10 protein-coding genes, 1 tRNA gene and 2 pseudogenes are annotated in these 11,600 nt (G+C 54.0%); 8 read left to right on the plus strand and 5 right to left on the minus strand.

Annotated elements, in window-relative coordinates; all coding sequences use genetic code 11:
- Positions 1 to 174: 174 nt before the first annotated feature.
- Positions 175 to 345, plus strand: a pseudogene (locus BRW62_RS15220) (RNA-guided endonuclease TnpB family protein); the annotation flags it as partial.
- A gap of 751 nt (positions 346 to 1,096) precedes the next feature.
- Here the strand turns inward: BRW62_RS15220 and BRW62_RS07785 are convergent.
- Positions 1,097 to 1,357, minus strand: coding sequence for a TM2 domain-containing protein (locus BRW62_RS07785; protein WP_099798972.1), 261 nt, complete (start codon positions 1,355 to 1,357; stop codon positions 1,097 to 1,099).
- A 157-nt stretch (positions 1,358 to 1,514) separates the two neighbouring features.
- Complete coding sequence (gene ndhN / locus BRW62_RS07790; protein ID WP_099798973.1) at positions 1,515 to 1,967, minus strand: photosynthetic/respiratory NAD(P)H-quinone oxidoreductase subunit N; 453 nt, start codon at positions 1,965 to 1,967, stop codon at positions 1,515 to 1,517.
- A gap of 204 nt (positions 1,968 to 2,171) precedes the next feature.
- Here ndhN and lpdA point away from each other — a divergent pair, with 204 nt between their 5' ends.
- The 4 genes from lpdA to BRW62_RS07810 are packed head-to-tail and all read left to right on the plus strand — an operon-like array spanning position 2,172 to position 4,747.
- A complete protein-coding gene (gene lpdA / locus BRW62_RS07795) occupies positions 2,172 to 3,608 on the plus strand; it encodes a dihydrolipoyl dehydrogenase (RefSeq protein WP_198405940.1) in 1,437 nt (478 codons plus the stop codon).
- Positions 3,609 to 3,664: 56 nt separating this feature from the next.
- A complete protein-coding gene (locus BRW62_RS07800; RefSeq protein ID WP_198405941.1) occupies positions 3,665 to 4,018 on the plus strand; it encodes a HesB/IscA family protein in 354 nt (117 codons plus the stop codon).
- Between the two features lie 12 nt (positions 4,019 to 4,030).
- Positions 4,031 to 4,474: a tetratricopeptide repeat protein gene (locus BRW62_RS07805; protein ID WP_227517310.1), complete on the plus strand. Its 444-nt coding sequence runs from the start codon at positions 4,031 to 4,033 to the stop codon at positions 4,472 to 4,474.
- 3 nt (positions 4,475 to 4,477) lie between these two features.
- A complete protein-coding gene (locus tag BRW62_RS07810; protein WP_099798975.1) occupies positions 4,478 to 4,747 on the plus strand; it encodes a hypothetical protein in 270 nt (89 codons plus the stop codon).
- Here BRW62_RS07810 and clpB read toward each other — a convergent pair.
- Both clpB and BRW62_RS07820 read right to left on the minus strand, forming a co-directional pair.
- Positions 4,683 to 7,365 (minus strand): annotated as a pseudogene (gene clpB, locus BRW62_RS14795) (ATP-dependent chaperone ClpB). The gene BRW62_RS07810 and the pseudogene clpB overlap by 65 nt on opposite strands.
- A 62-nt stretch (positions 7,366 to 7,427) precedes the next feature.
- Positions 7,428 to 7,658, minus strand: a complete 231-nt coding sequence (locus BRW62_RS07820; protein WP_099798976.1) for a FeoA family protein — start codon at positions 7,656 to 7,658, stop codon at positions 7,428 to 7,430.
- 79 nt (positions 7,659 to 7,737) lie between these two features.
- Here BRW62_RS07820 and BRW62_RS07825 point away from each other — a divergent pair.
- Positions 7,738 to 7,809, plus strand: a tRNA-Cys gene (locus BRW62_RS07825).
- Between the two features lie 125 nt (positions 7,810 to 7,934).
- Here BRW62_RS07825 and BRW62_RS07830 read toward each other — a convergent pair.
- On the minus strand, positions 7,935 to 9,251 hold the full coding sequence (locus tag BRW62_RS07830; protein WP_198405942.1) for an AMP-binding protein: 1,317 nt from the start codon (positions 9,249 to 9,251) through the stop codon (positions 7,935 to 7,937).
- 95 nt (positions 9,252 to 9,346) lie between these two features.
- On the opposite strand from BRW62_RS07830, the gene rsfS reads away from it, so the two are divergent.
- On the plus strand, positions 9,347 to 9,721 hold the full coding sequence (rsfS, locus tag BRW62_RS07835; RefSeq protein WP_227517311.1) for a ribosome silencing factor: 375 nt from the start codon (positions 9,347 to 9,349) through the stop codon (positions 9,719 to 9,721).
- Between the two features lie 11 nt (positions 9,722 to 9,732).
- Positions 9,733 to 11,592 (plus strand): GTPase family protein, encoded by a 1,860-nt coding sequence (locus tag BRW62_RS07840; protein ID WP_099798978.1) that lies wholly within the window; start codon positions 9,733 to 9,735, stop codon positions 11,590 to 11,592.
- The last annotated feature ends 8 nt before the right edge of the window (positions 11,593 to 11,600 follow it).

The raw sequence follows: 11,600 nt of genomic DNA on the forward strand, positions 1-11,600 counted from the left end.
CTACAACCCTAGTTGACTGACCAAATCCTGTCCCCTCATCCCTCAACAAAACCTCCGAGAATCCCCGCGCTTCGACAAGCCGCGGAGGGATAGGAGCGGCGGCTGAGGGGTACACCTTCGGTGGGCTTTGCCTACGACACCCCGAAAAGCCGCCAATAGCGTATAATTACAGCAGTGAACCTCACCATCAGTTATCGACTCATCCAGCAGGCTAAAGCTACAAATCAGGCCATCGCGATTGACGATCTCACCGGCATCAGAGAACGCACTAACAAATTGCCCCGTTCCAAGACTGAACGGCGATGCAGTAATAGCGAGGCCTTCTATCAGCTTCGCCAATTCCTTATAGTAGTGATGTGGGCGGGCTAAAACCCCTCCGCTTTAGCGAGGGGATACAGCCAACTCAGGGGGCTTTAGCCCTCTCTATGCGTTAAACTAGAGACGTGGAAAGTAGGCGTATCAACTACGCGAAGAAACATCCTAGTACGGAGAGATCCCGGCAAGTAAGTCACTACCGCTTTGGCGGCAAGCCTAAACCACTGCAAGCAATGGCAGGATGTTGAGCGTATCGAATTGGCTAGTGTTGAAAAGCGCGAAACCACAAACCGAAACATAAACGTAGTCCCAATAGCAGGAATGCTTGAGGTGAGTAGGGGGTCTTTGACTGCTCCCACCCGCATTAAGTTGTGGGTGACAGCTCAAGGGAAAAGCGAAGCAATGTGGCTTCAGCCCGTTGCGTAGCATCCTTTGGGAATCCCCTCTCTTTCAAAGAGGGGAGAAGTCAAAATTCCTTATCATTGCAGGATGTTGTCTTGAGGGCTGCTGAAAGCCCCGTCCTCTATCGGGCGGGGTCGTTTACGGTTCAGTTCTGTTTTGAGAACGGAGGTATCTTCTTTCTGGGGTATCGTCGAGGAGCCACTGGGCAAAGGCCGTGGGATATTGTCAAGGTATTTGCAGAGGTTATCTCGCATTCCCCCAGTGTATCGGGAGCATACCCCGCTGCCATCTGAAAAAGAGAGCCGTCAGATCCATTGCTACCAGTTGGTTGCCAAGGAAAGTTGTGACGGCGATCGCTCCAAATCAACACTAAACAACACTAAAACCAAGCTTTTTTGCCCACCATATAGGTGTTATAGAATTCCTCATCACTTTTGGTAAGGTAAATGATCCCCTCGATCAAACCAATAATTCCCATCACCGGGGCCACAAGGCCACAGGTTAAAATGCTTACCAGCAGCATGATCAGCCCTTCAGTAGAGTAACCAAGAACAAATTTATGAATGCCTAGAGCACCGAGTAAAATGCCGCAAATTCCCGCTGCAATCTTTTTGCCCGACACATCTGAGTTAGAAGTCATAGCTGTTTCCTAAAATTTGTAATTTGTGATCTCTGGTATCCCCGTCTCTATCCTTGAGGGTTTACTCAGTGCTGTCAAGGGGAGGGCGGACAGTACAAAAAGAGGGCGCGATCGCCCCCATTTTTACCATGCAAATAGATCGACAATGTAACAGCGGCTAAGCAGCGGCCAGCAAATTCGTTAAGGGTTCCCAGCGGACGACGCGATCGCCCCCCACCTCAATCACCACTTTGAACTTAGGCAAGGTCTGCGTCAACTGCGCCAAATAGGCGAATTCTTGCTTAGAGAGCTTCTTGCCATCAATCAACCACAGCACCAAGCCCTTAGAATTGGGAGGCAAATGCTCAAGGTGATAGGTCACCAATGGTGGCTGGAAGTACACGCGAATAGCTTCCTTGCCGGTATGGGCGGGGCGAATGCCATGCTCTTGCATCAGGTAGGCGCTGAGATCTCCTAGCCCTGGCGCACTCAAATGTAGCGTTGTATAACCCTTTGATCGCAGACGACGTTGATAGCGCCCCTCAAACCCACCCTCCGGCGGCGCGAAGAGGGCTAAGGCACCTGCTGTTTCAAGGTCATTGACAAATTGATAGCCAGCCAGCAAACCCATAGTTTTTTACTCAAGTCTTGCACCTTCTTGAAGCACTTTAGCACGCCTGCTCGTCTGCAAGATGGCCTTCAAGCTATTGCGAAAGCTAATAGAACCTATGAGAGGTGTGGTGTATCTAGATAAATCTGGCACTCCCCTTTGATAAGCTAGGGAAATGCAGTTGAGGCACAACTGCCGTCAACAAGTGTGCTGGGAGAATCATCCTTGAGCTTTGACTACGATTTGGTCATTTTAGGTGCGGGTGTGGGCGGTCATGGTGCTGCCCTTCATGCCGTCAGCGTTGGCTTAAAAACTGCCATTGTGGAAGCCTCAGACATGGGGGGCACCTGTGTCAATCGCGGCTGTATTCCCTCAAAAGCATTGCTGGCTGCCGCTGGACGGGTGCGAGAACTGCGCCAAGCTAGTCATTGGCAAGCGCTAGGCATTCAATTAGGGGCAGTTAACGTGGATCGCGCCGGTGTTGCCGCCCATGCCGATCAACTGGTGCAAAAAATCCGTGGCGACCTCACCAACAGCCTGAAGCGGCTAGGGGTAGATATCCTCATAGGCCGTGGCAAAGTTGCTGGCTCGCAAAAGGTCAGTATTCACACCCCAAACGGGGAAAAGACGGTTACCGCAAAAGACATTATCATTGCCACCGGATCAGTGCCGTGGGTACCGCCTGGCATTGAGGTGGATGGCAAAACCGTCTATACCAGTGATGAGGCCATTAAGCTCGATTGGTTACCGCAGTGGGTAGCCATTATTGGCAGCGGTTATATTGGCCTAGAATTTGCTGATATTTACACGGCACTGGGCTGCGAAGTCACGATGATCGAAGCCCTCGATCAGTTGATGCCCACGTTTGATCCTGATATCGCCAAGCAGGCGCAGCGGGTTTTGATTGCCCCCCGCGATATTGAAACCTACAGCGGGAAGCTCGCCAAGCGAGTGATTCCGGGCACGCCGGTGGTTATTGAGTTAGCCGATACCCAAACTAAAGAGGTGGTTGAGGTTCTGGAAGTCGATGCCTGTTTAGTTGCCACAGGCCGTATTCCTGCGACCGAGGATCTGGGTCTGGACTCTGTGGGGGTGAGCTTAGATCGCCGTGGCTTTATCCCCGTCGATGACTACCTTGCCGTGACCCGTGAGGGTGAACCCGTGCCTCACCTTTGGGCCATTGGTGATGCTACGGGTAAAATGATGCTTGCCCATGCGGCTTCGGCTCAAGGCATTGCTGTGGTGGAGAGCATTGTTGGCCGTCCCTACTCTGTGGATTATCGCAGTATTCCCGCTGCGGCCTTTACCCATCCGGAGATGAGCTTTGTTGGCCTCACCGAACCCCAAGCCCGTGACCTTGGGGAAAAAGAAGGGTTTGAGGTGAAGGTGGTTCGCACTTACTTTAAGGGGAACTCTAAGGCATTAGCGGAAGGGGAGACCGATGGCTTAGCGAAGGTGATCTTCCGGGCGGATACGGGCGAGCTGTTGGGGGCGCATATTTTTGGTCTTCACGCCTCAGATCTCATTCAGGAAGCGGCTAATGCTATTCGCGATCGCCAAAGCGTGAGCCATCTTGCCTTTAATGTGCACACTCACCCCACCCTGTCTGAGGTACTGGATGAAGCCTTTAAGCGTGCCCACGAAATGATGTCCCATCCCTGAGCTTTGCTACCATAAAAGCGGTACCCTAACATGATCCGTAACCGGAGGAGTGGGTGATGACTCAAGCAACACAGCCTGCCAAAGGAATTTTGATGACGGATGCTGCGCTACAGCACGTTTTAGAACTGCGGCAAAAACACGGTCAAGACCTGTGTCTGCGGGTCGGTGTCAAGGGGGGCGGGTGCTCAGGGATGTCCTACACGATGGATTTTGAAGACCCTGCCAATATTCGTCCTGATGATCACGTATTTGACTACGATGGCTTTAAGGTGGTCTCGGATCCCAAGAGTATGCTCTACATCTACGGCTTAGTCCTAGACTATAGCAATGCCCTCATTGGTGGTGGCTTTAAGTTTACAAACCCGAATGCAACCCAGACCTGTGGCTGTGGCACATCCTTTTCTGCCTAAGGAGTAACTCCCTTGACCACTGAAACGTCGCAACCCCTGAGTGAAGTTGAGCGTCAATTTGAAGCAGCGATCGCCCGCTATAAAGACGGTGCCCCTGCGTCGGAGCTAATTCCCACGTTTAAGGAGATTTGCCAGCGTGCCCAAAAAAGCAGTGCGGCATGGACATGCTTGTCGTGGCTGTACCTCTTAGATGACAACCCCCCATCGGCCTACAAAGCAGCTCAAAAAGCGGTCAAACTCAACCCTGAAGATCCACAAGCCCGTATTAATCTGGCGATCGCCATGCTAGAGATGGGGAAAAAAGGGGTGCGCCCCCACATTGAACTGGCTCAAACCATTGTGGCAGCAGTTGCCGAGCTACGCCAAGAAGTCCTAGAGAATTTTGCCGATGGCCACCAACGCAAGCCAGAATGGCCAACCCTTAAGCGGGTTCAGCAGTGGGTGCTCGGAGGCTAGGGTATGGGTCGCCTGCGGGAGATTGTGAATTGGCTATTGGTGGCTGATACCTTCTTTGTGCTGGCTAGCTTTGGTTGGTTTGTCTTAGCATTGCTAGGGCGATCGCTAGAGATTCCCTTGGGCTTTGACCTATGGTTGCGCCTGTGGAACCCCCTTTTTATGCCTGCCATTGGCCTATTGATGGCTGCTGCCTTGATCAATGGTGGCATTAGTTACGTCCAGAACCGCTGGCACCTACGCTCGGTGGGGACTGATCTGCGCCCTCGCGATTGAGCGCGGTAAAGGTCAATTGATCGTTGGCAACATCGACTAAAATTGTGTCTCCCGATGTAAAGGTTTCCTCCAATAGCTTGATGGCGAGGGGATTTTCAATTTCCCGCTGAATTGCCCGTTTGAGGGGTCGGGCACCATAGACCGGATCAAACCCAGCCGCCACCAAGTACTCCAGCGCGGCAGCAGTTAACTCTAGGTGGATTTTTTGATCTGCCAATAAACGCTCCACCCGTCGCAGTTGAATTTGGGCGATCTGCATGAGTTCCTGTCGCCCTAAGCCATGGAACAAAATCAGATCATCAATGCGGTTGAGAAATTCTGGGCGGAAGTACTTTTGCACGCTTTGCAGCACCCGTTGCCGCATGTGTTCGTAGCGGCTTTCATCGCTAGCCAAATCTAAAATATGCTCACTACCTAGGTTGCTGGTCATAATAATTACCGTGTTGCGAAAATCCACGGTGCGACCTTGGGAATCCGTGATACGGCCATCATCGAGGACTTGCAACAGGATGTTAAAGACTTCCGGGTGCGCTTTTTCCACTTCGTCAAAGAGAACAACCGCATAGGGTCGGCGGCGAATTGCTTCGGTGAGTTGGCCGCCGCTATCAAACCCCACGTAGCCGGGGGGGGCACCAATCATCCGCGAGACGGCGTGCTTTTCCATGTACTCCGACATGTCAATGCGCACTAGGGCACTCTCATCATCAAAAAGCGCATCCGCAAGGGTACGTGCTAGTTCCGTTTTACCCACCCCCGTTGGCCCTAGGAATAAAAACGACCCAATAGGACGGGCGGGGTCTTTCATCCCGGCGCGGGCGCGGCGAATGGCTGCAGCAACAGCCGCAACGGCCTCTTGTTGACCAATAACCCGCTGATGCAATACCGCTTCCAGTTGCAGGAGTTTTTGCCGCTCTGAGGCTAAGAGCTTCTGTAGCGGAATCCCCGTCCACTTGGCAACAATTTCGGCAATATCGGCATCGGTGACCTGATCTCGCAAGAAGGTGGTGCCTGCCGCTTGCAATTCTAGAAGTTGAGTCTCAGTGGCTTCGAGTTCCCGTTGTAGGGTTTCTAGGCGACCGTATTTCAGTTGAGCTGCCTTATTCAGGTTGTAGTCACGCTCCGCTTGATCAATTTGCAGCTTGACGTGATCTTCTTCCTCTTTCAGACTGTTGATGCGCTCCAAGAGTGTTTTCTCAGCTTGCCAACGCTCCTGCATGGCTTTTTGGCGGGATTGCAGTTCAGCAATTTCCGCTTCAATGCGCTGGCGGCGATCGCGAGTGGCCTGTAGGGGAGCCTTACTGAGGCTGAGATTTTCTTCCTGCTGCAGGGAGAGCTTCTCCATTTCCAGTTGCATCAGGCGGCGCTCAATACTTTCCAACTCAGCAGGCTTGGAGGTGATTTCCATCTTGAGCTTGGCCGCTGCTTCATCCACCAAGTCAATGGCCTTATCCGGCAAAAAGCGATCGCTAATGTAGCGATCCGAGAGCACGGCCGCAGCAACAAGGGCAGAATCAGTGATCTTAACGTTATGGTGAATTTCGTAGCGATCTTTGAGACCCCGCAGAATGGAAATGGTGTCTTCCACGGAAGGCTGACCGATATACACCTGTTGAAACCGCCGCTCTAGAGCCGCATCCTTCTCAATGTGTTTACGGTACTCATCGAGGGTACTAGCACCAATACAACGCAGTTCACCGCGCGCCAGCATTGGCTTGAGTAAATTACTGGCATCCATCGAGGAGTTTTGATTGGCACCTGCGCCCACGACGGTGTGCAGCTCATCGATAAACAGGACGACGTGGCCGTCGGAGTGAGTGACTTCGTGCAAGACAGCCTTGAGGCGATCTTCAAAATCTCCGCGAAACTTAGCACCCGCCACTAAACTCCCCAGATCAAGGGAAATCAGGCGGCGATTTTTGAGGGATTCTGGCACATCCCCGTTGATAATGCGCTGGGCGAGTCCTTCCGCAATGGCGGTTTTTACCCACTCCTGGCTCCCCAATGAGGACAGGGTTATTTTTTGTACGACGGGAGAGAACTTGAATGACGCGGCGAATTTCTTCATCCCGGCCAATCACCGGGTCAAGCTTGCCTTGGCGGGCTGCTTCTGTGAGGTCGCGACCGTATTTTTCAAGGGCGGCATACTTGCTCTCGGGGTTTTGGTCGGCTACTTTTTGGGCACCGCGAATGGCTTTGACACTGGCGGCTAACTGGTCGCGATCGCAGTTGAGAGCACGGAATAGCCGTTGACCAATGCGGCGATCGCCCACAAAGGCCAGCAAAATATGCTCAATGGAAATAAACTGATCCTCCTGTTCTTGGCGGAGGCGATTTGCCTCATCCAGCAGGGTATCTAAACTACGACCACAGTAGAGTTCTCCGCCTGCTGGGATGCGCGGCTGCTGCTTCGCAAAATCTATCAACCGCTTCAGCACCCAGTCGGTGTCAATATCTGCCCGCTCCAGAATCAGTTGACCCAGCCCTTCCTCTTGGAGAATGACAATGAGTAAGTGCTCTGTTTCAAGGTATTGGCTGCGGTACTCCCGCGCCACATCCTGCGATTTGACGATCGCCTCCCATGCTTTGTCAGTAAACTTCGTTGGGTCAGTGGGTTGCATAGAGATGTTTGCCGATCCTTGGGAAAGAGGTTGAGCAGCAGAATAAAGAATTATTACGCTTCCTAGGATACCTGTTCTACGGCAATGGTGGCGGCATCCTTGGCACGGATGGCAACCTCAGTGAGGGTGCCCACCCGCACAGCGAAGGTATCACTAAAGGGCGCACGTCGCAGTAGCGTCACGGGTTGGTTCACAGCAATGCCAAGGGCAGCTAAGCGGCGCTGCCAAGCAGCATCCCCTTCAATAGCCGTAATGCGACCGGTGCTGCCCAGTGGGAGTTGGTGTAGGTACATAAGGCTCCTGCGGATGATCCTCTCAGGGTACTAGCGGCGCGATCGCCGGTAAATCACTTATAATAAGAAATTGCTTTGCGGCGGCATAGCCAAGTGGTAAGGCAGAGGTCTGCAAAACCTTTATCCCCCAGTTCGAATCTGGGTGCCGCCTTAAACAGATAGAAAAGTAATCCTACACCTAAGTCAAGATTGGTTTACGACTGTGCCATAACGTAATAGGGGAGAGGACTAGGATGAGGGCGGCAAAAGACTCAAACCCGAACATCATACGTCTATTCAGCAACGCCGCATTATGGTATTGAAGGCAGACAGGCGGATCTTGCCTTGGGGAGTGCGAGGCAAGGTCGTGCACGATAGCCATCGCTTGGGGCATTTGTAGGCACTACACCGCTGGCGTAACCATTCCTCTAATTGCTCAGGGGTTACCTCCCCAACAGGGACATAGGCTGCCACAACCTGCTCGCCCCACGTTGGATGCGGCTCACCGTAGATGTAAATATCCTTGACCCAGCCACTGCTCAGAAGTAGGGACTCTAATTCTTCAGGGTAAATGTTTTCGCCGCCACTAATAATTTTGCGGCTGGCGCGTCCCCAAATGTAGAGGCGATCGCCGTGCCACTCGCCGCGATCGTCGGTGCGGAACACAGGCGAGCCAAAGGGATTGGGGTAGTAACCGCGAGCCAAAGAGGTGGCTTGCACGTCTATGGTGCCATCGGTGCTAATGGTTAGGTGGGCGTGGGGTAAGCTGGAGCCACAGGAGCGATCGCCCCGCAGGAAGTCACCCGCCTTTTGCGCGCAGACCATCCCCGCCGTTTCCGTCATCCCATAGCTTAAACACAGCGGTAACCGATGGCGCTCAGCAGTGTCTAACAGAGAGTTCCACGTTGCTCCGCCGCCAATAAAAATGCCGGCTAAGCTCTGAAGCCAGGGGATTGGGGCGTCACACACTTGGTGCAACTGTCGGGGCACAAGGGATAGCCAAAGGTCTGAGTTCGGCGGCATTGGAGCGTGTTGAAGGTCTCGTAGATGGCGGGCAACGTATAGCTGCCCTCCGGTCCACAGCGATCGCAACACGGGCATGAGGCCACTGACATGGTACAGCGGCAAAATACTCAGGCAGTGGAGGGTTGACACCTGTAAATGCTGCTGCACCCCCTGCACAGCACTGTAGAGCGTCCCAAGGGTATGCATTGCCCAGCGTAATCGGCCTTGGCTGCCGCCGGTGGGAATTAAAATCATCGGTGCCCTGAAGTCTTGTGGTGTTCCCTGCGCCTCTAAAGGAGGAACCGCTCCCCATGCCTGATAGCCCCTAGGAACAACGGTGGCCACCTGCTGCCACTCGTGTGCTTGCCACAGCGGATTGGCCAAGAGGAGGGGGGTGTCTGTACTCAGCGCTGCCAAAATGCCGCTGATAAAGTCCAGTGGCTCTGTTTCCGCCAACACCAAAAGCGATGGACGCGAGGCCAGTAACAGCGCTTGGCGATGCTCGAGGGGAAGTGCTACGGCGTGCCATGCGCCTGAATGCCCGTACCACAGCCAATCCGACGGCGGCGACGCGAGGGGGATGGGGTCAAGCGTAAGGGTTTGTAACACACTTTGCCTAATTTAACAGAACTAAATCGTTAAAATCAAAGGATAGGGAGTGACTATTAGGAGAGTGCAGACTGACTATTCCACAGATACAACAGGTGGCCGCGATCGCTGACCCTAGCCTCAAGCTAGCATGGACTGCTGCCTACGCCGCAGACGATCGCAAGGCGGTGGACATTTGTCTTCTTGATGTAACTGGGGTGTCGTACCTCACTGACTATTTTGTCATTGTTACGGGACTGTCTAAAACGCAGGTGCGAGCCATTTACCAAGCGGTGGAGGAGGCTGCTCAAACCCACTGCCAACGACAACCGCAGCATACGGAAGGCCAAGACAACTGTTCATGGGTGCTGATGGACTACGGGGATGTGATTGTCCATATCCAACTCCCGAAGGAACGCCAATACTATAACTTAGAAGCGTTTTGGGGACATGCCCGGCGCATCCCCTTTGAGCCGCTGGTCACCACCTAGGGACACATGCCATGACGCAACTGCCATGGTGGAAGTGGTTTCTTTTGGCACTACCACTGGTGGCGATCGCCTTGCTGGTTCTCATTGCCGCCTCGATCCAAATTCATGCGTGGGGACTAAGTTGGCTGTGGGCGGTGGTGGTGGTGGTTCTCATTCTCTGGCGGTGGGGGGTAGCCCATTGGCTGGTGGAAACCCAAGCAACGCCAGCGCTACCAGAATTGCTCAACGGTGGCGATCGCACCGCCCAAGATCAACAGGCGCTGCAAATTCTACAGGATATTTTGGCCAAGAGTCGTGACGATGTTCCCCCGTGGGAAAATTGGCTCCTGTTTTGGCAGCGGGCACACACCCTTGTCAATGGCATTGCTCATGTGTATTACCCCAATAGTCAACGCCCATTGCTGCACATCTATGTGCCCCAAGCCTATCGCCTCCTGCGGGATACGGTGGAGGATGTGGATCGCTGGCTGCAAACCCTCGACCCCATTTTGTCACGGGTGACGGTGGGGCAAGCGGTACGCGCCTACGAACTCTCTCGCCAATGGGCACCCGCTGCCCGCTGGGGGGTCACCGCATGGCAACTCTCCCAGTGGCTGCTGAACCCCAGCGTTGCCCTGACCAACACCCTCACTCAAGGGCAACAGCAAAAAGCCAACCAAGCCCTAATTGCCAATTTAGGCTTAACCCTGCGCGAACAAACCCTCAAAGCCCTCGGCTTACGGGCGATCGCCCTGTACAGTGGCGCGGTTCCCTCCCTTGACCTCCCATCTCCCAGTCTTCAGACTGGCACTCTCCAAGATATCCTCGAAGAAACCCTGCCCCTCACCCGGGCTGAGACCGATCCGGTGAATGTGTTTTTGGTGGGGCGCACAGGAGCCGGCAAAAGTAGCCTCATTAATAGCTTGTTTGCGGCTCCCACTGCCGATGTTTCCCCCCTGCCCAATACCGCAGAGATTCGCCAGTATCGTTGGCAAGCGGATTTGATGTTGTGGGACACCCCCGGCTACGAAGACATTCAGGGTGCGGATATTCAAGCTCGTCTGCGGCAACTCCTGCCACGGATGGATGTGGTGCTCCTGCTCACGCCGGCACTGGATCCTGCCCTTGCCCCAGATTTAGTGGCCTTAGACATTATTCGTCAGCAGGTTGCGGATCTGCCGATTGTGGTGGTGGTCACTCAAGTTGATCGGTTGCGCCCTTTGCGGGAGTGGGATCCGCCCTACGATTGGCAGCGGGGTAGCCGTGCAAAAGAAGTAAGTATCCGTGAGGCTGTGGCCTATCGTCAGCAGCAATTTGCCCCCTATACCCCCCATCTCTTCCCTATCGTTAATGTCACGGATGAGCGCAGGGCATGGGGGCTACCCGAGTTGAGCGATACCGTACTCCGTCTGGTCAACCCAGCAAAACAGATCCGTATGGCACGGTGGCTCAAGGATCGCCAGACCCGCCTCCATGCAGCGTCGCGATTGATCGACACCTACTGTAGCCGTATCACCACCAGCCAAGGGGTGGCAGACTTACTCAAACGACCTGTCCTGCAGTTTCTATCGACAATGCTGACGGGGTCGCCCGCTGCGGCGTGGCTGTTGGCGGAAAAGCTGCCCCTTGAGCAGTTGCCGGTGATTCTGTGCAAGCTGCAGCTGGCCTACGAGCTTTATACCCTGCTGCAAACGCCGGGCGATCGCCTCGAAGTGACTCCCCGCTCCTTTGACCTGAGAGAGATTGCCCCCCTTGTGCTGCATACCCGTGCGCCCCTTGAGCAGGATACGTGGGCAACAGGGCACACCCTCGTTGAATACTGGAGCCAAGCCCAACCCTCGCAGTCTCTAATGGCTCGTTACAATGATTACTGGCAGCGATTTCGTGCCTAACGCCTGGG

Origin of the sequence: Thermostichus lividus PCC 6715, assembly GCF_002754935.1 — a bacterium.
GTDB classification, from domain to species: Bacteria; Cyanobacteriota; Cyanobacteriia; order Thermosynechococcales; family Thermosynechococcaceae; genus Thermosynechococcus; species Thermosynechococcus lividus.